Below are 24,387 nucleotides of genomic sequence, written 5' to 3' on the forward strand. Positions count from 1 at the left end.
GTCGACGGAGTTCCGGTCATGAACAAGACAATCTCAGTGCTTTTCCTTTGTATTTACCTGGCAGCTTGCGGTGGTGTTGGCGACGAGGGCGATTCGACCGCTTCCGAGAGCGGATCAAGTGAGGAACAGGCGGCCGGACAGCCTTCTGCCGCATCTGAGTCCGAAGCGACCGAGCGCGCGGAAGAAGCCGTCGCCGAACCACGGCCGGAGATTTACTCGGAATTCACCCTCGAGACGGACCTGGGCCACCTCAGCGACGATCAGCGCAGAATGGTCGCGGTTTTGATCGACGCCAGCCGGATCATGGACGACCTGTTCTGGCACCAGGCTTTCGGCGACCGCGATGCCCTGCTCGGGCAGATCAACGACGGGGCCGCGCGCGAGTTCGCCCGCATCAATTACGGTCCCTGGGACCGCCTGGCCGGCAACGGGCCCTTCGTGCCGGGGTACGGGCCCAAGCCGCCCGGCGCCAATTTCTATCCGGCCGACATGAGCGACGAGGAGTTCGAGGCCCTCGAGGACAGCCGCAAGGATGATCTCTACACGCTGATCCGCCGCGATGACGCCGGCGAGCTGACGGTCGAGCCCTACAACGAGTTCTACGCCGAGCGGCTGGCCGACGCGGCCGAAATGCTCGAACGCGCCGCCGAACTGGCCGAGAACGAGAGCTTTGCCCGCTACCTCCAGCTGCGGGCCGACGCGCTGGTGACCAACCGCTACCAGCCTTCCGACCTGGCCTGGATGGACGTCGAGGACAACAAGGTCGACCTGATCTACGGCCCGATCGAGACTTATGAGGACCAGCGCTACGGTTACAAAGCGGCCTTCGAGGCTTACGTGCTGATCAAGGATCTCGAGTGGAGCGAGCGCCTGGCGCGCTTTGCCGAGTTCCTGCCCGAGCTGCAGCGCAACCTGCCCGTACCCGAAGCCTACAAGGCCGAGGAGCCGGGCGGCGACGCCGAGCTCAACGCCTACGACGTGGTCTACTACGCCGGCGACTCCAACGCCGGCTCGAAGACGATCGCCGTCAACCTGCCCAACGACGAGGAAGTGCAGCTGGCCAAGGGCACGCGCCGCTCGCAGCTGAAGAACGCCATGCGCGCCAAGTTCGACCGAATCCTCTTGCCGATCGCCGATGTGGTCATCGCCGAGGACCAGCGCGAGCACATCAGCTTCGACGCCTTCTTCGGCAACACCATGTTTCACGAGGTGGCCCACGGCCTGGGCATCAAGAACCTGGTGGAAGGCGAGGGCACGGTACGCGCCGCACTCAAGGAGCACGCCAGCCCGCACGAGGAGGGCAAGGCCGATGTGCTGGGTCTCTACATGGTGCGCGAGCTCAGCGAGGCCGGCGAACTCGAGGGCGACATCATGGATTACTACGTCACCTTCCTGGCCGGCATTTTCCGCTCGGTCCGATTCGGCGCCTCGAGCGCCCACGGCCGCGCCAACATGATGCGCTTCAACTATTTCGCAGATTTCGGTGCCTTCGAGCGGGACGAGAACGGTCACTTCCGCGTCGTGAAGGACCGCTTCAGCGAGGCCATCGACGCGCTCTCGCGCGAAATCCTGGTGATGCAGGGTGACGGCGATTACGACAAGGCCGGCCGCATGCTCGACGAACTCGGCGTGATCGGCGAGGAACTGCAGTCCGACCTCGACCGCATCGACACCGCCGGTATCCCGGTGGACGTGAAATTCCGGCAAGGCAAGGACGTTCTCGGCATCGGCCTTGAATAGGATAGGAAGCGACTTGAAAGTGGGGGTGTTTGCGCCCACCTCGTCAGCAGTGCCGACAACCGTAATGACGCTGCCATGAGTGAAGCAAACGCCCCGGAAACCCGCCGTTTTGACACGGAGGTCCATCAGCTGCTCAAGCTGATGGTCAATGCGCTCTACTCCAATCGCGAGATTTTCCTGCGCGAGTTGATTTCCAATGCCTCGGACGCCAGCGACAAGCTGCGCTTCGAGGCATTGACCAACGATGCCCTCAAGGGGGCCGACCAGGACCTGGCTATCGATATCCGCTTCGACAGCGAGGCGGGCACACTGACGGTTTCCGACCGCGGCATCGGCATGAACCGCGAAGAGGTGATCGACAACCTCGGCACCATCGCCCGTTCGGGCACGAAGCATTTCCTCGAGTCGCTGTCGGGCGACAAGCAGAAGGATGCCGCGCTGATCGGCCAATTCGGGGTCGGTTTCTACTCCGCTTTCATCGTCGCCTCCGAGGTCACGGTCGAAACCCGCCGCGCCGACGAGTCGGCCGACAACGGCGTGCGCTGGATCTCCACGGGCGAGGGCGAGTATCAGATCGAAGCGATCGAGCGCGAGGAGCAGGGCACCACGATCGAGCTTACGCTGCGCGACGATCACAAGGACCTGCTCTCGGACTGGCAGCTCAAGCGCATCATCCGCCATTACTCCAACCACATCGCCTTTCCGATCCGCCTGGCCGAGGCCGGCAAGGACGACGAGTCGGAAACGGTCAATGATTCCAAGGCGCTCTGGGCGCGGGCGAAGTCGGAAGTCTCCGACGAGGAATACCAGGAGTTCTATACCAGCCTGACTGGCGACGAGGAAAAGCCGCTGAGCTGGGCCCACCATCATGTCGAGGGCAGCCAGCGCTACAGCATGCTGCTGTACCTGCCGTCGCAGGCGCCGTTCGACATGCTGATCAACCGCGACGAGCGCGAGGGCGTCAAGCTCTACATCCAGCGGGTATTCATCATGGATGCCGCCGAGCAGGTCGTACCGCGCTACCTGCGTTTCATGCGCGGCGTGATCGACTCGGCCGACCTGCCGTTGAATATCTCGCGCGAGATCCTGCAGGACAACCCGCTGGTCCGGAAGATTCGCGCCGCGGTGATCAAGCGCTCGCTCGATCTGATCGAGAAGCTGGCCGGCGAGGGCGGCGAGGCCTGGAACAAGTTCCACAAGGCTTTCGGCGGCGTTCTCAAGGAGGGCGTGATCGAGGATTTCGAGCAGCGCGAGCGCATCGCCTCGCTGCTTCGATTCGCCTCGAGCAAGTCCGACGATGAATCGGTCGGCCTGGACAGCTATATCGAAAACATGTCCGACGATGGTAATGACAATCGGGACACCATCTGGTACCTGACCGCCGACAGCTTGAAGGTGGCGAAGAACTCGCCCCACCTGGAAGCTTTCCGCAAGCGCGGCATCGAGGTGCTGTTGCTGACCGACCGCATCGACGAGTGGCTGGTCGCCCACCTGCACGAGTACAAGGGCAAGCAGCTCAAGTCCGCGGCCAGCGGCAAGCTCGACCTCGAAGAAGACCAGGCCGAGCCGGACGAATCCGCGAAGCAGCTGGCCGGCCGCATCAAGAAGGCCCTGGGCGAGCAGGTCGGCAACGTGACCGCCGGGTCACGACTGACCGACTCGCCCGGCTGCATCGTCAGCGACGACGACGCCATGAGCCTGCAGATGCAGAAAATGCTGCGCCAGGCCGGCCAGGAAGTGCCCGAGACCAAGCCGGACCTCGAAATCAACGCCGCTCACCCGCTGCTCGAGACCATGGCCGCCGCAGACGACGAGTCGCGTTTCAGCGAACTCTCGCAACTCCTGTTCGACCAGGCGCTGCTGGCTGAAGGCGGCGAACTGGCTGACCCGGCCGCCTACGTCAAGCGCGTCAACAGCCTGCTGGTCGACGCCCTGGGCAAGAACGGCCAGAACGACGACGATCATGCCGCCTCGGCCTGACGGGGAGGCGCTGGCGCCGGCTCCCGCCAATGGCTGGCGCGAGCGGCTGGGCCGCTGGGTCGAAGGCCGGGCGTTCAGCCGCTTCATTATCGCGCTGATCGTCGTCAACGCGATCATCCTCGGCCTGGAAACCTCGTCGGCGGTGATGGATCGCTTCGGCGAGTTGCTGATCACGGCCAACACCGCCATTCTGGGCGTGTTCATCGTCGAGATCACGCTCAAGCTCGTCGCTTTCGGCCCGCGTTTCTTCCGTTCCGGCTGGAACGTTTTCGATTTCCTGGTTGTCGGTGTCTCGCTTGTGCCCACGGCCGGCCCGCTGGAAATCCTGCGCGCGCTTCGCGTACTGCGGGTGCTGCGCCTGCTTTCTCAGGTGCCCAAGCTCAGGGTGATTATCGAGTCGCTTCTGCGCGCCCTGCCGGGCATGGGCTGGACGGCGCTGCTGCTGCTGCTGGTCTTCTACGTCTTCGCCGTGATGGGCACGATGCTTTTCGGCGAGCAGTTCCCAGAGTACTGGGGCAGCCTGGGGGCCAGCCTGTTTTCGTTGTTCCAGATCATGACCCTCGAATCGTGGTCCTCGGGCATCGCGCGGCCGATGATGGCAGCCATCCCCTGGGCCTGGGCCTTCTTCGTGCCGTTCATCCTGGTCTCGAGCTTCATGGTGCTCAACCTGTTCATCGCGATCATCGTGACCGCCACCCAGTCCATTCACCAGGACGAGGAAGACCTGGAACGCCGCCAGCTTCTGGCCGAGCTGCGCTCGATCAACCAGAGACTCTCGGAGCTGGAGCAGTCCCCCATAAACGAACGGAAAGGAAAAACCTCGTAATCACGGAAAGACACGGAATGCACGGAAAGAGCAAATTTATTTCATTCAGTGATTTCCGTGTATTCAGTGGTTTGAGGGTTTTGATTTTTCCAGGCGTTGGAACTCTATGATCTTCGCTGGAGGCTGATATCCATGGCCGAATCGGTCAGACTCGACAAGTGGCTCTGGGCCACGCGTTTTTTCAAGACGCGCGGCAAGGCCCAGCAGGCCATCAAGGGCGGCAAGGTCGATATCAACGGCGCCGCTCCGAAGGCTTCGCGTCTGGTGCGCTGCGGCGATCGACTCGAGATCACCAAGGGCGAGATGCGGTTCGAGGTCGTTGTCGACCAGGTGGGCGAGAAGCGCGTCTCCGCGCCGATGGCTCAGGCGATGTATACCGAAACCGAGGCCGGCCGAAAGGCGCGTGAGCGCCGGATGGAGGAACGCCGGTTCGAGCAGGCCGCGGGTACTGCCCCGGCGCGCCGGCCGGACAAGCGCGAACGGCGTCGTTTGCGCCGCTTCCACCGCGGCGACTGATAACCGGGTTTCGCCCGATTCAGCCGTCGGGCCGGTCGATGAATTCCGAACCCGGCGTTTCCGTAATTGCTTATAATCTAATATTCAAGGCTTCAATTGCCCGTCTCGGGCCAGTCGGAGCGCGAACTTGCAATTTCACCATCGAACCTGGCTGACGGCGCTGCTGCTGGCGGCGGTCCTGCTGCGTTCGCTGGTTGCCGACGGCTACATGCCCGACGAGGACGGCGTTGTTCGCCTGTGTACCCCCGAAGGCATGGTGGCCGTGGTCATCGACCCGGATACCGGCGAGGCGGTCGAGGTCGAGGAATCGCTCTCGGCGGAATGCCCCTGGGCGTATGCCTTCTTCCCGGGCGGATTGCTGTCGGCGCTGCCTTCGCTGCCGGCTCGATATGCAGTCACGCTTTCTGCTGCCGATCCGGCCCGAACTCCCGAACTGCTCGATCCGGTCGGACTGCCTCCGGCGAGAGCGCCTCCCATTTCCCCTTGCTGAACGAATCCAACCGAACCTGAGCGCGCGAGCGACGAGGCCCTGACAGCCGCGCTTGCGCCCAATCAGCAAGAGGAACAATGCAATGAAACTGTTTGTATCGGGCGGCTTGCTTGCCGTCCTGTTTTGCCTGCCCGCCTGGGCAGCGGAAGTATCCGTCCCGGAAGAAACCATCCGGAAAGACGACCAGTCGGGCGGTCGCACGATCGCCGAAATGCTCGAAGACCGGCTCGCACTGAGTCCAATGGTCGTCACCGCTGCGGTGATGAGCGATCCCTTTCGTGTCACCACCGACCCGCGCCAGCCGCGTCTGCCCCTGCCGGCCCATGACGGCGGTTCCTACCTGAAGTCCATTCCGGGCTTCGCGCTCTCCCGCAAGGGCGGAACGAGCGGCGATCCGGCGCTGCGCGGCCTGGGCGGGTCGCGACTGAACATCCTGCTCGACGACACCACCGTGCTGGGCGGCTGTGGCTCGCGCATGGATCCCCCGACGGCCTACGTCTACCCCGAGGCCTTTGATCGCATCGAGGTGATCAAGGGGCCGCAGTCGGTCCGTTATGGAGCATCCGCGGCGGGGGTCGTGCGCTTCGACCGCGAGGATCCCGTCTTCGACGGTCCGGCCCGCGAGGGTTACTTCGGCGCGACGCTGGGCCGTTTCGATCGCCGCGACGGTACCGGTGAGGTCCTGTTCGGCAGTGAACGCGGTTACGCACGCTTCATCGGCACCTGGTCGAGTCGAGACGACTATCGCGACGGATCAGGCGAGCGCATTCATTCGAGCTACGACCGCTGGAGCGGCAGCCTGCTGGCCGGCTGGACGCCGGATGAACGCACCCGCATCGAGCTGGGCATCGAGAGGAGCGACGGCGAGGCGGCCTACGACGATCGCATGATGGACGGTACGCGTTTCGACCGCAGCGGCTACAGTCTGCGCGTCGTTCGCGACGACATCACGCCCTGGCTCAGCGAACTGGAGCTGCTTCTGTTCCAGAACGACGTGGATCACGTCATGGATAACTACACCCTGCGCGAACCGCCGATGATGCCGATGGTCCGCTTTCCGGAACGGCGTACGCAGGGTGGACGGCTTACCGGTGAAATTCGTCCGGGCGATGAACTCGTCATTCATGCCGGCCTCGACTGGATCGAAAACCGGCACCGCGACGGTATGCTTCGCGGACCGGCGGTGGCCCGGCTCGACGAGACCTCCCGCATCGACACCGCGCGATTTACCGATGCCGGCGGCTTCGTCGAACTGGAGCGGCCATTGTCCGAGCGCAGCAAGACGGTCTGGGGGCTTCGCGTCGACCATGGCCGCGGCCGGGCCCTGGTCGACGGTTTCGGCGGGGCTTCGGCCGGCCGAAGCGATCGTCGTGAGCAGGTCAGCGCCTTCGCGCGCTATGAGCACCGCCTGGCCGATCGGCCGCTGGGCTTCTATGCGGGACTGGGGCGCGCCGAGCGAGCGCCCGACTACTGGGAGCGCGAACGCGTGTTCGGCCTGGACAACGAGTCCCTGACGCAGCTCGACCTCGGGGCCCGCTACCGCGGGCAGCGGCTCAGCACGACACTGTCGCTCTTCTACGGCCGGATCGACGATTACATTCTGATCGTGGCGCCCGGTCTGGAACCCGTGGAAGCGCGCAACGTGGACGCCGCCACGTTCGGGGCCGAGGCCGATTGGCGCTATGCGCTCGGCGAGACCCTGGCCCTGGGAGGCAGCCTGGCCTGGGTGCGCTCCGACAACGACAGCGACGACGTGCCGCTCGCCCAGACGCCGCCGCTCGAAGCGACGATCAGCCTGGATTACGACGACGCGCAGTGGTTCGGCGGCGCGCTCTTGCGGGCCGTCGATCGACAGGACCGCATCCATCCCGGTTACGGAACGATCTACTCCCTGGATACCACGCCGACGCCGGGCTTCGCTGTCGTCTCGCTCTACGCCGGTCGCCGACTGTCGCGGCGCTGGACGCTGACCGCGGGTGTGGACAACCTGTTCGACCGCCGCTACACCGAGCATCTCCAGCGCGGTGCCGCCGAACTGGGCGCGCTGGCCGGTCGCATCCCCGAGCCGGGGCGCACGGCCTGGCTTCAGCTCAAGGGCAACTTCGGGTGAAAATTGTCATGCGTGAGACGCGCAGCCGCTAGACTGCTGGCATGACTTCCGGTTCGCGAACAGCGCCGGCCTCGCGCCGGCCGGGGAAGAGGCATGCCTGACGACCGCCGCGGCGGCCTGCCCCCGGCGGGCCGCTTCGCCTTCCTGGCCGCGCTGTGTTCCTCATTCGGCCAGACCTTCTACATCGGCCTGTTCGGCGCGGATTTCCGCGCCGAGTTCGGCCTGAGCGAATCGGCGCTGGGCACGCTCTACGGTTCGGCCACGCTCCTCAGCGGCCTGAGCATGTTCTGGCTTGGCGCGATCGCCGATCACCTGACGCTGCGCCGGTCAATCGCGCTGGTCATGATCCTGTTGGCGATCGGTGCGGCGACGATTGCCTGGTCGCCGTACGCGACCATGCTATTTGCCGGCCTTTTCATGGTGCGACTGGCCGGCCAGGGACTGGCCGGGCACCTGGCGGTGGTCGCTGCGGCCCGTTATACCGTTCATCGACGGGGTCGGGCAGTGGCGATGGCAAGCTACGGGTTCATTGCCGGTGAAGCCTTGCTGCCACCCCTGGTTGCCGGGCTGCTGGGTTGGCTGGAGTGGCGAAGTGTCTGGATGCTGGCTGCCGCTGCAGTCGTTTTCAGCGCACTGCCGTTGCTGTGGTGGCTGGCGCGGCCGTTGGTCGGGCAGGGTGGTGACGCCGCGCCGTCCGATGCCGGCGGGTTCACGGCCATCACGTCGCGCCGCAAGCTTTTCGTCCACGGGCATTTCCTGCGCGCACTTTCGGTGGTGCTGGTCTCGCCGCTGGTGGTTACGGCGCTTTTCCTGCACCAGGGATCGCTGGCCGAGCGCCTGGGATGGTCACTGTCGCAGGTTGCCTCCGGTTTCATTCTGTTCGCCGCCATGCAGGGCCTGGCGGCATTTGCCGGGGGACGACTGGTTGACCGCTTCAGCGCCTGCGCACTCCTTCGTGTCTACCTGCTGCCACTCGGGCTCGGCGTCCTATCACTCGGCCTGTTGCCGCCCATGATCGCCATGTGGGTGATGTTTGCCGGACTTGGCCTGAGCGCGGGCATCAACGGCGTGGTCAGCGGCGCCGTCTGGGTCGAATTGTTCGGCACTGCCCGGCTGGGCATGATTCGCGGCGTGTATGCGGCCCTGATGGTGTTGTCCACGGCGGCCGGACCCGTGCTGTTGGGCTTGTTGTTCGATCTCGCGGTCGAGTTGCGGACGATCGGCTTGGCCTGCCTGGCTTACGTGTTGCTGGTGCCGCCCCTGATTGCCTCGGGTCTGCGTCCGACAACGGCATCGGCGCAGAAATGATCAGCTTGCGGCGGGGCGGCGGTTCCGCCACCACCACTTCTCCAGTTCAACCAGCAGCATCAGGGGCAGGACGAGCGCGAGAATCAGCAGCCAGTGCCACAGCGACAAGCCGGTGGTGCCGAAAACCCACTGTGCGAATGGCAGGTAGGTGAAGCCGAGTTGCAGAACAACAAGGACGGCGACCATCACCCAGGCCCAGCGGTTGGCGGTCAGGGCTTCAAGAGTCAGGCTTGGCGCAAACAGGCGTCGGCAATTGAACAGGTAGACGATTTCGCCGGCGACCAGCAGGTTGACCGCCAGCGTGCGTGCGAGCGCTTCGTCGCCACTGCCGGCCATGCTCCATTGAAACAGGGCAAAGGTGGCACCGGTCAGCACCAGTCCGACCCAGACGATGCGGGCGGCAACAAAGCCGGTGATCAGGCCCTCCGATGGGGGACGCGGGGGTCGGCGCATCACGTCCCCCTCTGTGGGCTCGAAGGCCAGCGCCAGGGCCAGGGTTACGGCGGTGGCCATGTTGATCCACAGGATCTGTACCGGCGTGATGGGCAGCGCAAGTCCGGCCAGGACCGCGAGCGCGATGACCAGTGCTTCGGCGCCATTGGTCGGCAGAATGAACAGCACCGCCTTGCGGATGTTGTCGTAGACGCCGCGACCTTCCTCGATGCCCGCGGCAATGGTGCTGAAGTTGTCGTCGGCCAGCACCATCTCTGCCGCCTGGCGCGCGGCCTCGGTGCCCTTGATGCCCATGGCCACGCCGATGTCGGCCCGCTTGAGCGCCGGCGCGTCGTTGGCGCCGTCGCCGGTCATGGCCACGACCTCGTTGCGGGCCTGCAGGGCGGTAACGAGCCTGAGCTTGTGCTCCGGGCTGGTGCGGGCGTAGACATCCACCATTGTCGAACGCTCGGCCAGTGCGGCATCGTCGAGCCGGTCGATCTCGGGGCCGGTGAGCACGGTGCCGTCGGCGGACAGGCCGAGTTCACGGGCGATCGCCCCGGCGGTGGCGGCATGGTCACCGGTGATCATCTTCACGCGGATACCCGCTTCGCGGCAGGTTCGAATCGAAGCGGGCACTTCCGCGCGTGGCGGGTCGGCGAAACCGACCAGGCCGAGCAGGTCGAATTCCTCGCCGAGCGCAGCTTCATCGTCAAGCGTCTCGATCGGCGCATCGGCCTGGCGTTGTGCCAGTGCGAGCATGCGCAGGCCATCCCTGGCCAGACTGTCGAGGCGCGCCCTCCAGTCCTCGACATCGATAGGCTCGCGCCCGTCAGTCCCAAGGATGTGCGTGCAGCGGTCGAGGATGGTTTCCGGAGCACCCTTGATGATCAGTCTACGACCGTGGGCGGTGGCCATGAACTTGCGATGGGAGGAAAACGGCAGCACCGCTGTGCGCGGGGATGAATGACGCAAGTCCTCGATATCCAGTCTTGCCGGTTCGGCCAGTGCGAGCAGGGCGAACTCGATCGGGTCGTTGCTGCTCGAGCCCGGTTCCGCTTCATTGCACAGCAACGCCGCCTCTGCCAGGGCCCGAATCGACGAATCCTCGCCGGGCAGGTCGGCGAGCGTGAAATCACCGGCGGTGCCCAGAACTCTTCGCACCCTGAGCTCGTTGCGGGTCAGCGTGCCGGTCTTGTCCGAACAGATGGTCGTGACCGAGCCGAGGGTTTCGACGGCCGGCAGCCTTCGTATGATGGACTGGCGCGCGGCCATGCGTTGAACGCCAATGGCCAGGGTAATGGTGATGATCGCCGGCAGCCCTTCGGGAATGGCGGCGACGATCAGCGCCACGCCGGCGAGGAAGCCCTCGTCCACCGGCATGTCATGCAGTAGCAACCCGAGGCTGATCACCGCGAGGGTAAAAATCACCAGAACGGCCGAAAGCATCCTGCCGAATCGGTTGACTTGCCGCAGCAGCGGGGTGGTTACGGTCTCGACAGTCTCGATCATGCTGCTGATGCGGCCGAGTTCCGTGTCACTGCCGATGCCGACGACAACGCCGGTGGCCTGTCCGCCGCCGACCAGGGTGCCGGAGTGTGCCAGGCAGCGCCGATCTCCCAGGGGCGTGTCCTCGTCGACGGGTTCAGCGGTTTTTTCGACTGGCACCGACTCGCCGGTCAGGGCAGCCTGATCGATGCGCAGGCCGTGGGCCTCGAGCAGGCGCAGGTCGGCCGGCACCCGGTCGCCCGCCCGCAGGCGCACGATGTCGCCGGGCACCAGCTCCTCGGCAGGGATATTCTGCCAGCGGTTGTCACGCCGGGCCTGGGCCTTCATTGCCAGCATGCGGCCGATGGCTTCCATTGCACGTTCGGCCTTGCCTTCCTGAACGAGTCCGATGAGTGCATTGGCGATCACTACCGCGGCGATCACGCCGGCATCGACCCAGTGGGCGAGCGCCGCGGCCAGCGTGGCGGCTGCGATCAGCACATAGATCAGGACGTTGTGGAACTGGGCCAGCAGGCGCCGCCACCAGGGCCTGGGTGGACTGCTCGGCAGTGCATTGGGGCCGTACTCGGCCTGCCGGCGGACGGCTTCAGCGGTGTCCAGCCCGCCAGCAGCGGATTGCAGCTTGTCGAGGGACTGGGCCGCGGACAGGGCATGCCAGGATTTCATGGGCGCTCGATGACGAATGTTCCGGAAGGCAGGTCCGATCGATGATACCTAATCCGGTCAGGCCCATTCGCTCGGGCACAACGAAAAAGGGCTTCCCGCGGGAAGCCCTTCAGTTAATGAACTGTTCGTGAAGCCGGCCGGTCAGGCTGCCACGGTGCCCTGGGCGACTTCTTCCTCGGTGGCTTCGCGCACGCCCTTGATGGCGACCTGGAAGTTGAGCGTCTGGCCGGCCAGCATGTGGTTGCCGTCGACTTTTACGGTATCGTCGCCCACTTCCTTGACGGTGACCGTCATCGGGCCGGCGTTGGACTCGGCGCGGAAAGTCATTCCCGGCTCGACCTTGTCGACGCCGTCGAACGCTTCCCTGGGTACGTCCTGCACCAACTCGTCGCGATAGGGACCGTAGCCTTCTTCGGGCTCGACCGCCACTTCCAGTTCATCGCCCTCGGCCTTGCCCTCGATGGCTTTCTCGAGCCCCGGAATGATGTTCTGGTGGCCGTGGAGGTATTCGAGCGGCTCGCGACCTTCCGAGGTGTCGATGACCTGGCCGTCGTCTCCGGTCAGGGTGTAGTCGATGCTGACGACGGTGTTGTTGGCAATTTCCATGATGATCCTGCTTTGTAGATTGATGAACAACCTAACATGGAGCGGGCCTGCGGCGCTTTCAACCGCTCAATTCGAGACTGTTCAGACAGCAAATGTGCGTTCCACGATTTGCGCCGAATCGGTGCCTTGCCCGAGCGCGCCGTAAAGGCCGGAGCCGCTCGGCGCGAGGCGCGCGTTGCAGAATGTTTCGGCCAGCGGGCTGTCGGCCTCGATCAGAATTGCGGCCTGCAGGCACAAGACGAGGTTTTCGCTCAGCTTCCGGGCCCGCGGGACGGCTTGCTCGGGATGCTGCAGCAGCTGCTTTACTTCGTCGAGGCGACTCGCCATCCCCGCGTGTGCGCTGCGCTGGGCCTCGAGGCGATCCAGCAGAGCCTTGATCGAAGCCGGGTCGCGAGTGGCCGCGCGCAGCACGTCCAGGCACTGGATATTGCCCGAACCCTCCCAGATGGCGTTCACCGGCGCCTCGCGGTAGAGCCGGGGCAGGATGCTTTCTTCGACGTAGCCGGCACCACCGAGGCATTCCTGGGCCTCGTTGATCGCCCCCACGGCGCGCTTGCAGACCCAGTACTTGGCCAGCGGCGTGGCGATACGTGCCAGTGATTCGGCTTCTTCGTCGCCGCCGCTGGCCCGCTCGAACTGGCCGGCCAGGAACATCGCCAGGGTCATCGAGGCTTCCGATTCGACCGACAGGTCAGCGAGCACGTTGCTCATCAGCGGTTGATCGACCAGGCTGGCGCCGAAGGCGTCACGGCCGCGGCAGTGGTGGATGGCTTCGACTGTGGCCTTGTGGATCAGCGAGGCTGACCCGATCACGCAGTCCAGGCGCGTCTCGGCCACCATGCGGATGATGGTGGCCACGCCGCGTCCGGGTTCACCCACCATTTGCGCCCAGGTGCCCGGGTACTCGATTTCCGACGATGCGTTGGAGCGATTGCCGAGCTTGTCCTTGAGTCGCATGATTCGGAAGGGATTGATCGAGCCGTCGGGCCGGAAGCGGGGCACCAGAAAACAGCTCAGGCCCGCCTCGGCCTGCGCCAGGGTCAGGAAGGCATCGCACATCGGGGCCGAGCAGAACCACTTGTGACCGGTGAGTTCGTATTCAGCGCCCGGGCCGCCCGAACCCAGCGGCCTCGCGCGGGTCGTGTTGGCGCGTACGTCCGAGCCGCCCTGCTTCTCGGTCATCGCCATGCCCAGGGTCACGCCCCATTTTTCCTCGGGCGGCAGGAAGCGCCGATCATAGGTGGAGGAAAGTACACGCGGTTCCCATTCGGCCGCGATTTCGGGTTGTGCGCGCAGCGCGGGAACGACCGCGTGGGTCATGGTGATCGGGCACATCGTACCGGCTTCGAACTGATTATGGAGAAACATCATGGCCGAGCGGGCGACGCGTCCGCCGGGTTCGTTCGACCAGGTCAGGCTGGCCAGTCCGTGGCCCAGACCGATCTCCATGATGCGGTGGTAGGCCGGGTGGTAATCCACCCGGTCAATGCGATGGCCGAACCGGTCGTGCGTTCTGAGTCTTGGTGTGAACTCGTTGGCGTCGAAACCCAGAGGCCCGATTTCCGATGCGGCCAGGCGCCCGAAGTCGCGGACTTGACCTTCGAAAGCGCCCGCTCCTTCACGCAACAGGGTTTCCTGCAGGGCGGGATGGCAGCCGTAAGGATCGTAATTGGTCAGAGCCGCGGGCTGGTTGAAGACCTCGTGGGTGTCCAGTTCGGACACTCGGGTGTCGGAAAAATCTCGTTTCATGAGGGCCCCGAGCGATGGTTTCGTCGAAATATGTGAATGTTCACTATACAAAAGCCGGTACCCGGCAGGTTAAAATCACGCGATGCGCCTGACCCAATACACTGATTATTCTCTGCGCGTGCTCATCTACCTGGGCCTGCATGACGACCGGCGTTGCACGATCCGGGAGATTTCCGAGGCTTACGGGATTTCGCGCAATCACCTGATGAAGGTCGTGCAGCAGCTGGCCGCCGAGGGGTTCATCGATTCGGTTCGCGGTGTCGGCGGCGGTCTGACCCTGTCGGCGAAGGCCGGCTCACTGAGCGTGGGCCGGATCGTCCGGGCCATGGAGCCGGATCTGGGCCTGGTCGAATGCCTGCGCCCGGGCAATGAGTGTGTGATTACGCCCGCATGCGAGTTGACCGGCATGCTGGTCGAAGCGCGCACGGCCTTTCTCGACGTCCTCGACGCCTACACCCTGGGCGATATCCTGGCACCGCCTCGTCGCCGGGAGCTCTCGCGCCTGCTTGATATCCGGGTCGAATCGGTCTGAGGCCAGCGGGCGGGCATCTTGCGGTGTCCCATCCATCGTGCAGCGCCCTTATTCAAGACACGATTACCGATTCTGGCTTTAGCGAATTGCCGTGCGGAAGCTAACGGGCTCTCGCCATGCGAGTTGGCGAGCTTTTCCGAGGCCAGTTCTGGAAAGTACTTGCAAGCCTCCGATTTGACTTGAAAAAACACGGCCATAGGTGCATGATTGAAGGGAACTTGCGGCCGAGGGTCGAATTCATATGCGCAAGCTGACGGGGCTGATCGGATTTCTGCTGGTGGCGGTTTCTGTTTCCGCTGTGGCGGGAGAGCTGCGCAATATGCGCGTCTGGGCCGGCCCGGAAAGCACGCGAGCGGTCCTCGATCTGGATCAGCGCGTGGACTATCGGCTTTTTACCCTTGAAGATCCGTCGCGAGTGGTCATCGACATCGACGGCGTCGATCTCGAGCGGGCGCTGGATCTCGATGAGGAGCACAGCGGCGTTATCCGGAGCGTTCGTCACGGCGTGCGTGAGGGCAACGACCTGCGCGTGGTGCTCGACCTGGAGGGCAAAGCGCGCCCGAAGAGTTTCCTTCTCGCACCGGCTGGCGAGTACGGTCATCGGCTGGTCGTCGACCTGTATCCCGAAGACGGCCAGTCATCCGGTGAGCGGGTTCGCGAGGCCGTTCAGTCGGCCATGGACGGCGAGCGCGACATGATCGTGGCCGTCGATGCCGGTCACGGCGGCGAGGATCCGGGTGCCATCGGCCCGTCGGGCACCCACGAAAAGAATATCGCCCTGGCCCTGGCGCGTGAACTCAAGCAGCGGATCGATGATGAGCCGGGTATGCGCGGTGTGCTGGTCCGCACCGGCGACTACTACATTCCTCTCGAAGAGCGCTATGCCCGGGCGCGTGAGGCGCGAGCGGACCTGTTCCTGTCGATCCACGCCGACGCCTTCCGGGATCGCCGCGTGCGCGGCAGCTCGGTTTACGTGCTCTCGCGCCGCGGTGCATCCAGCGAAGCGGCGCGCCTGCTCGCCAGGAGTGAAAACCGTTCGGACCTCGTCGGCGGGGTCAAGCTTGATCGCGGTGACGATGTGCTCAGTTCGGTACTGCTGGACCTGTCGCAGAACGTGGCCATGGAATACAGCGCCGAGGCGGCCGAAGCCATCCTCGGTCAGCTCGCCCGGGTCGGCAAGCAGCATCGAGATCGGGTCGAGCGCGCCAATTTCGTCGTGTTGCGCTCGCCCGATGTCCCGAGCGTGCTGGTGGAAGTCGGTTTCATCAGTAATCCGCACGACGAGGCCAACCTCAACAACGGCTCGCATCGTCGTCGAGTGTCCGAAGCCATCGTCAACGGTGTGCGCAGGCACTTTTTCGAAACCGCACCGCAGGGAACCTGGATTGCGGCCAACCGTGACGGCAACCGGCATATCGTCGAGCGTGGCGACACCCTGGGCGTGATCGCGCAGAAATACCGCACCAGCGTGACCCGGATTCGCCAGGCCAACAACATCGACGGCGACGTCATCCATCCGGGCGCGGTGCTGGTCATCCCCGCCGGTTCCTGAGTCAGCCCCAAGAAAATCTGGAACCACGGAAAGCACGGAATACACGGAGTTAAATCAGCCTGGCGGCTGGAGCACCTGCCTCCTGCCATACACGCCGGCCTGTCTTGAAAATTCAAGTCGGTATATTCCGTGCACTTCCGTGATTTCCGTGGTTACGCTTTTTTTGGGTTTTCCGAACGAAGCAATGCCATTGAAGCGGTCGCAGTCGGTAAACTGTGCCCCATGCCGATCCGCAAGCTCCCCGCTCATCTCGTCAACCAGATTGCCGCCGGTGAAGTCATCGAGCGGCCCGCCTCGATTGTCAAGGAGCTGGTCGAGAACAGCCTGGATGCCAATAGCAGGCGAATTCGTGTGGAGGCCGAGCGCGGCGGAGCGCGGCGTATCCGGGTGTCCGACGATGGCTGCGGCATCGGTCGCGACGAACTGGCGCTGGCGCTGAGCGCCCACGCCACCAGCAAGATCGAGTCGCTCGAGGACCTCGAGGGCGTGGCCACCCTGGGCTTCCGGGGCGAGGCCCTGCCGTCGATCGCCTCGGTTTCCCGTTTGCGCCTGGCTTCCCGCGTGGCCGGCGCCGACAGCGGCTATGAGGTCGAAGCCGAGGGTGGAGTGGTCAGCGAGGTCAGGCCCGCCGGCATGCCCGAAGGCACCGTGATCGAAGTTCGCGACTTGTTCTATAACACCCCGGCGCGCCGGAAGTTCATGCGTACCGAGCGCACCGAGTTCGGTCATATCGACGACCTGCTCAAGCGGCTGGCTCTGGCCCGCATGGACGTGGCCCTGGATCTGGCGCATGACGGCCGAGTGGTGCGCAGCCTCGGGCCGGCTGCTGACGAAGCGTCGCGTAACCGGCGGGTGGCGGCCGTGTGCGGCGAGGCTTTCATGGAGCAGGCCATCATGATCGATGAAGCCCATGCGGGCCTGCGGCTCACCGGCTGGATCGCGCGCCCCGGCTTTTCGCGCAGCCAGGCCGACCTGCAGTTCTTCTTCGTCAACGGCCGCCTGGTGCGCGACCGCCTGGTGGCGCACGCCGTGCGACAGGCCTACCGCGACGTACTCTTCCACGGCCGTCAACCGGCCTTCGCGCTGGTGCTCGAACTCGACCCCCAGCGCGTTGACGTCAACGTACACCCGCAAAAACACGAGGTCCGCTTCCGCGACGGCAGGCTGGTGCACGATTTCCTGTTCAAAACCATTCACCATGCCCTGTCCGGCACGCATCCGGGAGGAGAGGCGGCACAGACCGCAGCCGCCTCCCGCGCACACGCCGCTGCTTCGGCAGCATTCGGCCAGCAACAGGGCGCCAACCAGGCCGGCCTGGGCCTGGGCGTGGCCGAGACGGTATCGCGATACGCCGAGCTGGCAAGGGCGCCGCTGCCGTTGAATGATCAGAGCAGGGAAGACATTCCGCCCCTGGGGTTCGCCGTGGCCCAGATCCACGGCGTGTTCGTGCTGGCCGAAAATGCCGACGGTATGGTGGTCGTCGACATGCATGCCGCCCACGAGCGCATCGTCTACGAGCAGCTCAAGCAGGCCTGGCGCGAGGAACGGGTGCGTTCGCAACAACTGCTGGTGCCGGAGAAGATCGCCGTTTCCGAGCGCGAGGCGCAGGCGCTGGAAGCGCATGTCGACGATCTCCAGCGGCTCGGCTTCGAGCTGGGCCTGGCCGGTCCCGAAGCGGTCGTCATCCGGGCGGTTCCGGCGTTGCTGGCGCGTGCCGACGGCCAGGGCCTGGTGCGCGATGTGCTGGCGGATCTGGTCGAGCTGGGTGAGAGCCGTCGCATCGAGACGGTGCTCGACGAGCTGCTCTCGACCATCGCCTGCCACGGGTCGGTGCGCGCCAATCGACGTCTGAATATCGACGAGATGAATGCCCTGCTGCGCGACATGGAACGCACCGAGCGTTCGGATCAGTGCAACCACGGCCGACCCACCTGGGTGCAGCTCGACATGAAGGCCCTGGATCGCCTCTTCCTGCGTGGCCAGTAGGATTTCAGTCGAGCGTGAATTGCCGCCGGCGGTTTTCCTGATGGGGCCCACGGCGGCCGGCAAGACGGCGGCCGCCTTCGCGCTGCACGATCGTTTTCCCGTCGAGCTGATCAGCGTCGATTCCGCGCAAGTCTATCGCGGGCTGGATATCGGTTCGGCCAAACCCGATGCCGCTACCCTGGGTCGCTACCCGCACGCGCTGATCGATATCCTTGACCCGGAGGACACCTACTCGGCGGCGCAATTCGCCACCGATGCCGAAACAGAGATCCGGCGTATCCATGCCGCCGGGCGCTGGCCCGTTCTGGTTGGCGGCACCATGCTCTATTACCGCGCATTGCTCTATGGCCTGGATCCGATGCCGCCGGCCGATCCGGCGCTTCGGCGCGAAATCGCCGCCGAGGCGGCAACACGAGGCTGGCCGGCCCTGCATGCCGATCTGGCGCGCGAGGATCCGGCCGCTGCGGCCGTCATAAGGCCCGGGGATACCCAGCGCATCCAGCGTGCAATCGAAATCCTGCGCCTGACCGGATGCGGCCCGAGCGCCCACCACGGCCACAATCGCTTTCCCCGGCTGAATGCCCTGCGCCTTGTCCTGACGCCGCGTGATCGCCATATTCTTCATGAGCGCATAGAAAGGCGTTTCGACGAGATGTTCGGGCTCGGCTTTGTTGGCGAAGTCGAGCGCTTGCGAGCGAGGCCAGGCCTGAGTGGCGATCACGCTTCGATGAAGAGTGTCGGCTATCGTCAGGTCTGGGAGGCGCTCGACAGCGGTCTGGATGCGGCCGAATGCCGAGGCAAGGCGATCGCCGCAACCCGCCAACTGGCCAAGCGGCAGTTGACCGCGCTGCGCAGACTGCCTGGCACGTTGTGGCACGATTCGCTGCAAGAACGTACAATTGAGTTGATTTTCAGGCAGGTAGGTGGCTTTTTCGCACAATTGCAGACTCGGCAATCGTCCGATTGAATGTGCTCCGGCCCGCGGCCGGGTTCCGACCTGGCGTCGACCCCATAAAAATTACTAAGCCAAATAAGAACTTCCAAGGAGAGTCAAGATGTCAAAGGGTCAGTCGTTGCAGGATCCGTTTCTCAATGCGCTGCGTCGTGAACGTGTACCCGTGTCGATCTTCCTGGTCAACGGCATAAAGCTGCAGGGGCAGATCGAGTCGTTCGACAACTTCGTGGTGCTGCTAAAGAATTCGGTCAGCCAGATGATCTACAAGCATGCCATTTCCACCATCGTGCCCGCGCGCAACGTGCACATGGGTGAGCTGGCGGAGGATGAACACCCTGATTGAAGATTTCGCGCCATCGGTTGCCGCCGGCGCTTCCCGAACGCTGCTGCTGCATCCGCTTCTGGGTCCCGAACAGGGCGAGGAATCGCGCACCGAATTTCGCCTATTGGCCCGGTCGGCCGGCCTGGAGGTGGTTGATGAGGTGCTCGCGCCGCGCGACACGCCCGATCCCAAGTACCTGGTCGGCAGCGGAAAGGTCGACGAGGTGCGTGAACGCGCTGAAGCCAGCGGAGCTGAACTGGTCCTGGTCAACGCCCGGCTGAGCCCCGTTCAGGAGCGAAACCTCGCCCGAAGCCTCGAGCGCGGCGTACTCGATCGAACTACGCTGATTCTCGACATCTTCGCGCAGCGCGCGCGCTCTCATGAAGGCAAGCTGCAAGTCGAACTGGCCCAGCTTCGCCACCTGTCGACGCGACTCGTGCGCGGCTGGACTCACCTCGAACGACAGCGCGGCGGGATCGGTATGCGCGGTCCGGGCGAGACCCAGCTCGAAACCGACCGGCGCCTGCTCGGAACCCGCATCCGGCAGCTCACCGCCCGGCTGGAGAAGGTCCAGCAAAGGCGCGATCAGGGTCGGCGCGCGCGCAATCGCAGCGAGGTGCCGCTGGTGGCCCTGGTCGGCTATACCAATGCCGGCAAATCGACACTTTTTAACCGCCTGACCGCCGGCGAGGTGATGGCGCGCAACCAGCTATTCGCCACGCTCGACCCGACGGTTCGCCGTATCGAGGGTCTGGCCGGCTCGTCGGTGTTGATGTCGGATACGGTCGGCTTCATCCGGGAGCTACCCCACGAGCTGGTCGCTGCATTCCGGTCGACGCTGGAGGAAACGCTGTCGGCCAGCCTTGTCGTGCACGTGATCGACGCCGCCGACCCGGACCGCCTGCAGCAGCAGTCGGTCGTCGAGGAAGTGCTCGAGGATATCGGCGCCGGCGAGCTGCCCATGCTGAAAGTGTTCAACAAGGTAGACCTGACCGAGCGCGCGGCCGGTCTCGAGCGCGACGCGGCCGGCCGGATCACTGCGGTGTGGTTGTCCGCCGAGACCGGCGAAGGGCTCGATGAACTGAGCATGGCATTGACCGAGCGCCTCACCGAGGGCCGGATCCGTCGGCGGATTCACGTCCCGGTCGAGGGGCAGCGGCTGCGTTCGCGCCTGTTCGATCTCGGAGTTGTACTGGACGAACAAGTCGAAGACGACGGCTCGTGTTGCCTGGATGTCGATCTCGATCAGCGCGATGCCCGGAAACTGGCCCGATTGAAAGGTGCGGATGGTCAACTGGCCGAGCAACTCCTGTTAAACTAATCCCTTCCGAGCTTCGGGCGTCGTCGGGCCATTTTCGACGACTGGATCACGGTGACATTTCGCGCACCGTATGCCCGCTGGCAGGACGACATCACGGAGAGATCAATGCCCTGGAATGAACCCGGACGCGGCAGTGGCGGCGGCGGTGATCGCGACCCCTGGAAAGGGGGCAACGGTCAACAGCCGCCCGACCTGGACGAAGTGTTTGCCAATGTACAGCGACGCCTGAAGAAAATCATGGGCGGTGGCGACGACGGCGGTGGCGGCAAGGGCGGCTCGGGCGGCGGTTCATTCGCGCCGATCATCGGGCTGATCGCGCTGCTGCTGGTCATCTGGGTAGCCTGGAGCTCGATCCATATCGTCGACGAATCCGAGCGCGGCGTCGTCCTGCGGTTCGGCGAATACAACCGCACGCTCAACCCCGGCCTGAAGTTCACCTTCCCCAGGCCCGTAGAAGAGTTGCAGACGGTCAATGTCAGCCGGGTGCGCTCGCTGGAGAATTCCAGCCGAATGCTGACCGGCGATGAGAATCTCATCGATCTGGCCTATGCCGTCCAGTACCGCGTACTGGTACCGGAAGACTTCCTGTTCAATGTTTCCCAACCGGAAGTGTCGCTGTCTCATGCCGCCGACAGCGCCATTCGCGAAATCGTGGGCACCAACAACATGGATTTCATCCTCGAAATCGGCCGCGGCCAGATCGCCCTGGACACCCAGGCGCTGCTGGAGGAAATCATCGGCCGTTACGAGGTTGGTATCGAGATTACCTCGTTCAACCTGCAGGAAGTTCGGCCGCCGTCGCAGGTCCGCCAGGCCTTCGACGATGTCGTAAGGGCGCGCGAGGATCAGATCCGCTTCGCCAACGAGGCGCAGGCCTATGCCAACCAGGAAGTGCCCGAGGCGCGCGGTCGAGCCGCCCGCGTACTCGAGGAGGCGGAAGGTTACCGTGACGCCAAGATCGCCGAGGCGACCGGTGAGGCCGATCGTTTCGTCGCGTTACTGACGGAATACGAGCTGGCACCGGAAGTGACGCGCGAGCGTCTCTATATCGAGACGCTCGAGGCAGTCTTCGGGCGTTCGGCCAAGATTCTCATGGATGCGTCGTCGAGCAACAACATGCTCTACCTGCCGATCGATCGCCTTCGAAGCGGCGCCTCGGGGGCGTCTCCCCCGCCGCCGATGATCCCGCAGGAAGACCAGAGAGGGTCGGGCCGCAGCCAGGCCCAGGACGACCCGCGTAGCCGTACCGGCAGGGAGGGGCGCTGAGATGAGACTTCTACTACCCATTCTCGTGATCGTGGCGCTGGTCGTCGGCATCAGCAGCCTTTTCATCGTCAAGGAAACCGAATACGCGATCCGGTTCCGGCTCGGTGAAGTGGTGAATGCGGACTATGAGCCCGGGCTGCACCTGAAAGTGCCGTTCATCAACAACATCCGCAAGTTCGACAACCGGCTCATGACCATGGACATGCGCCCGGAACAGATGAATACCGCCGAGCAGAAGTTCGTCGAGGTGGACTACTACGTCAAGTGGCGCATCGTTGATCCGCGTGATTACTACGTTGCAACTCGCGGCGACCAGGTATTCACCCGCGCGCGTTTGTCCGAGTTGATCCGCAACGACCTGCGCGACGAGTTCGCCCAGCGCACGCTCAGCGAAGTCGTGTCCGAGCAGCGCCGCGAAATGATGGAAGAGCTGCTGGTGCGTGCCGACCGCCGGTTCGAGGATTTCGGCATCGACGTCGTCGACGTGCGGATCAAGAAGATCGAGCTGACCGACGAAGTGCTCGGATCGGTCTTCGACCGCATGGAAACGCAGCGGACCGAGTACGCCAACGAGCTGCGGTCCCTCGGTCGCGAGGAAGCCGAGCGGATACGCGCCGATGCCGATCGCCGGGTCCGCATCCTGCTGGCTGAAGCCCAGCGTGACGCGCAGCGCCTGCGTGGTGAAGGTGACGCCCAGGCAACCACCATCTATGCCGAAGCGTTCAACCAGAATCGTGATTTCTACTCGTTCTGGCGCAGCCTCGAGGCCTACAATTCCAGTATCGGCACCGAGAACGACGTAATGCTGCTGGATGCCGAGTCGGACTTCTTCCGGTATCTCGACAATCAGCAGGACTGATTCGACGCCATGTGGGGCGACCTAGTGCTGGCGGGCAGCCTGGTGCTCATTATCGAGGGGCTGATGCCGGCCATCAGCCCCCGCGGCTGGCGCAACATGGTCAGCCAGGCTTCCGAGCTGCCCGATCGCCACCTGCGGGCGGGCGGCGTAGTGCTGATTCTCATCGGCGCGGTGATGTTTCACCTTGTCGGCTGACTTTCACTCCGGGGAAAAACTAATGTCTCGATCCGTCGTGATTCTCGGTACCCAGTGGGGCGACGAGGGCAAGGGCAAGATCGTCGATCTGCTCGCCCACGACGCCGATGCGGTGGTGCGTTTCCAGGGCGGCCACAACGCCGGTCACACGCTGGTGGTCGGTGGCAAAAAGACCGTCCTCCATGTCATTCCCTCCGGCGTGCTGACCGACCGCGCGCGCTGCCTGATCGGCAATGGCGTGGTCGTTGCACCCCACGCCCTGATGTCAGAGATTCACGGCCTGGAAGACAAAGGCATCGACGTGCGCTCGCGCCTGGGGATTTCCCCTGCCTGTCCGGCTATCCTTGGCTTTCATGAGGCGCTCGATCGGGCCAAGGAACTTGCGCGCGGCAAGAAAGCCATCGGCACGACCGGCCGGGGCATCGGGCCGGCTTACGAGGACAAGGCGTCAAGAATGGGCCTGCGCCTGGCCGATCTGGCCGATCCCGTACGGCTCGAAGAGAAACTTGGCGGGTTGGTCGACTACTACAACTTCCTGCTGACCAACTATTACGACGCCGATCCTGTCGATGGCCACCAGATTGCCGAAGAGGCCGCGGCCATGGGCGAAGAACTCAAGCCGATGTTCGCCGATGTCACCGGCGAGCTGCACGAGTTGCGCCGCGAGGGGCGTGCCGTTCTGTTCGAGGGTGCCCAGGGCAGCCTGCTCGATATCGATCACGGCACTTATCCTTTCGTGACCTCGTCGAATACCACTGTCGGCGGCGTCATGACCGGCACGGGTGTCGGTCCGGGCGATATCGATTATGTGCTTGGCATCACCAAGGCCTACACCACCCGGGTTGGATCCGGCCCCTTCCCGACGGAATTGCATGACGACGATGGCAAGATGATGGCCGAGCGCGGCGTCGAGTTCGGCGCCACGACGGGGAGGCCGCGCCGCTGCGGCTGGCTGGATGCCGTGGCACTGAAGCGCATGGTGCGTATCAACGGCGTGACCGGACTGTGCATCACCAAGCTCGACGTGCTCGACGCCTTCGAGCGCGTTCGAATCTGCGTCGATTACGATGGCGTCGAGGGCTTTCCGGTGGGCGCCGAGGAATGGGAACGCGCCACGCCGGTCTACGAGGACATGCCGGGCTGGGACGGATCGACACAGGGCCTGACCGAGCAGGACAAACTGCCCCCGGAAGCGCGCGCCTATCTCGATCGCCTCGAGGAGTTGATAGAAGCTCCGGTCCACATGCTCTCGACAGGGCCGGAACGCGACGCCAACGTCATCCTGCGGCACCCATTCAAGGATTGAATATCAAAAGCCTCTCGCAAAGGCGCAAAGGCGCAAAGGCGCAAGGGTCGCAAAGTTGTTTAATATTTAAGAAAACAGTGAAGTGCACGGATCGCCATTAATTGTTGGCGATTCATTGATTTTTAATTTCATTTCGTCCTTTGCGCCTTTGCGCCATTGCG

General features: G+C 64.2%; 20 protein-coding genes. 17 read left to right on the forward strand and 3 right to left on the reverse strand.

The features are described from left to right. The first annotated feature begins 18 nt into the window (after window positions 1–18). The 7 genes from ACDC66_RS09445 (at window position 19) to ACDC66_RS09475 (ending at window position 8,970) form a co-directional block, all read left to right on the forward strand. Entirely contained in the window at window positions 19–1,740 is a 1,722-nt protein-coding gene (locus ACDC66_RS09445) for a dipeptidyl-peptidase 3 family protein (protein WP_376696460.1), read from the forward strand. Window positions 1,741–1,815: 75 nt separating this feature from the next. Beyond that, the gene (gene htpG / locus ACDC66_RS09450; protein ID WP_376696461.1) at window positions 1,816–3,720 is read left to right on the forward strand and encodes a molecular chaperone HtpG; all 1,905 of its coding nucleotides are present in this window, start codon (window positions 1,816–1,818) and stop codon (window positions 3,718–3,720) included. Continuing rightward, on the forward strand, window positions 3,704–4,546 hold the full coding sequence (locus ACDC66_RS09455) for an ion transporter (protein WP_376696462.1): 843 nt from the start codon (window positions 3,704–3,706) through the stop codon (window positions 4,544–4,546). Before htpG ends, ACDC66_RS09455 begins: the two co-directional genes overlap by 17 nt. A gap of 132 nt (window positions 4,547–4,678) precedes the next feature. Beyond that, entirely contained in the window at window positions 4,679–5,062 is a 384-nt protein-coding gene (locus tag ACDC66_RS09460; protein WP_376696463.1) for an RNA-binding S4 domain-containing protein, read from the forward strand. 127 nt (window positions 5,063–5,189) lie between these two features. After that, on the forward strand, window positions 5,190–5,552 hold the full coding sequence (locus ACDC66_RS09465; protein ID WP_376696464.1) for a hypothetical protein: 363 nt from the start codon (window positions 5,190–5,192) through the stop codon (window positions 5,550–5,552). 82 nt (window positions 5,553–5,634) lie between these two features. Next, window positions 5,635–7,662 carry a TonB-dependent copper receptor gene (locus ACDC66_RS09470; protein ID WP_376696465.1) on the forward strand — a complete coding sequence of 676 codons (2,028 nt, stop codon included), beginning with the start codon at window positions 5,635–5,637 and terminating at the stop codon, window positions 7,660–7,662. 93 nt (window positions 7,663–7,755) lie between these two features. Beyond that, window positions 7,756–8,970, forward strand: a complete 1,215-nt coding sequence (locus ACDC66_RS09475; RefSeq protein ID WP_376696466.1) for an MFS transporter — start codon at window positions 7,756–7,758, stop codon at window positions 8,968–8,970. Here ACDC66_RS09475 and ACDC66_RS09480 read toward each other — a convergent pair whose 3' ends face one another. The 3 genes from ACDC66_RS09480 to ACDC66_RS09490 form a co-directional block, all read right to left on the reverse strand. Continuing rightward, a complete protein-coding gene (locus ACDC66_RS09480) occupies window positions 8,971–11,595 on the reverse strand; it encodes a cation-translocating P-type ATPase (protein ID WP_376696585.1) in 2,625 nt (874 codons plus the stop codon). Between the two features lie 123 nt (window positions 11,596–11,718). Beyond that, window positions 11,719–12,183 (reverse strand): FKBP-type peptidyl-prolyl cis-trans isomerase, encoded by a 465-nt coding sequence (locus tag ACDC66_RS09485; RefSeq protein ID WP_376696467.1) that lies wholly within the window; start codon window positions 12,181–12,183, stop codon window positions 11,719–11,721. A gap of 81 nt (window positions 12,184–12,264) precedes the next feature. Further along, window positions 12,265–13,932, reverse strand: coding sequence for an acyl-CoA dehydrogenase family protein (locus ACDC66_RS09490; RefSeq protein WP_376696468.1), 1,668 nt, complete (start codon window positions 13,930–13,932; stop codon window positions 12,265–12,267). Between the two features lie 82 nt (window positions 13,933–14,014). Between ACDC66_RS09490 and ACDC66_RS09495 the strand changes: the two genes are divergently transcribed. From ACDC66_RS09495 to ACDC66_RS09540, 10 genes are all read left to right on the forward strand, one after another. Beyond that, a complete protein-coding gene (locus ACDC66_RS09495) occupies window positions 14,015–14,464 on the forward strand; it encodes an RrF2 family transcriptional regulator (protein WP_376696469.1) in 450 nt (149 codons plus the stop codon). A gap of 241 nt (window positions 14,465–14,705) precedes the next feature. Then, complete coding sequence (locus ACDC66_RS09500) at window positions 14,706–16,016, forward strand: N-acetylmuramoyl-L-alanine amidase (protein ID WP_376696470.1); 1,311 nt, start codon at window positions 14,706–14,708, stop codon at window positions 16,014–16,016. Window positions 16,017–16,238: 222 nt separating this feature from the next. Then, window positions 16,239–18,002 carry a DNA mismatch repair endonuclease MutL gene (mutL, locus tag ACDC66_RS09505; protein WP_376696471.1) on the forward strand — a complete coding sequence of 588 codons (1,764 nt, stop codon included), beginning with the start codon at window positions 16,239–16,241 and terminating at the stop codon, window positions 18,000–18,002. Window positions 18,003–18,042: 40 nt separating this feature from the next. Further along, window positions 18,043–18,969 carry a tRNA (adenosine(37)-N6)-dimethylallyltransferase MiaA gene (gene miaA, locus ACDC66_RS09510; protein ID WP_376696586.1) on the forward strand — a complete coding sequence of 309 codons (927 nt, stop codon included), beginning with the start codon at window positions 18,043–18,045 and terminating at the stop codon, window positions 18,967–18,969. A gap of 88 nt (window positions 18,970–19,057) precedes the next feature. Next, on the forward strand, window positions 19,058–19,300 hold the full coding sequence (hfq, locus tag ACDC66_RS09515; RefSeq protein ID WP_376696472.1) for an RNA chaperone Hfq: 243 nt from the start codon (window positions 19,058–19,060) through the stop codon (window positions 19,298–19,300). Further along, window positions 19,284–20,600, forward strand: a complete 1,317-nt coding sequence (hflX, locus tag ACDC66_RS09520) for a ribosome rescue GTPase HflX (protein WP_376696473.1) — start codon at window positions 19,284–19,286, stop codon at window positions 20,598–20,600. Before hfq ends, hflX begins: the two co-directional genes overlap by 17 nt. A 105-nt stretch (window positions 20,601–20,705) precedes the next feature. After that, window positions 20,706–21,866 carry an FtsH protease activity modulator HflK gene (gene hflK, locus ACDC66_RS09525; protein ID WP_376696474.1) on the forward strand — a complete coding sequence of 387 codons (1,161 nt, stop codon included), beginning with the start codon at window positions 20,706–20,708 and terminating at the stop codon, window positions 21,864–21,866. Window position 21,867: 1 nt separating this feature from the next. Beyond that, window positions 21,868–22,725, forward strand: coding sequence for a protease modulator HflC (hflC, locus tag ACDC66_RS09530; RefSeq protein ID WP_376696475.1), 858 nt, complete (start codon window positions 21,868–21,870; stop codon window positions 22,723–22,725). 9 nt (window positions 22,726–22,734) lie between these two features. Continuing rightward, window positions 22,735–22,920, forward strand: coding sequence for a DUF2065 domain-containing protein (locus ACDC66_RS09535; protein WP_376696476.1), 186 nt, complete (start codon window positions 22,735–22,737; stop codon window positions 22,918–22,920). Between the two features lie 22 nt (window positions 22,921–22,942). Further along, complete coding sequence (locus ACDC66_RS09540) at window positions 22,943–24,226, forward strand: adenylosuccinate synthase (protein ID WP_376696477.1); 1,284 nt, start codon at window positions 22,943–22,945, stop codon at window positions 24,224–24,226. The last annotated feature ends 161 nt before the right edge of the window (window positions 24,227–24,387 follow it).

The organism is Wenzhouxiangella psychrophila (assembly GCF_042310375.1).
Lineage (GTDB): Bacteria > Pseudomonadota > Gammaproteobacteria > Xanthomonadales > Wenzhouxiangellaceae > Wenzhouxiangella.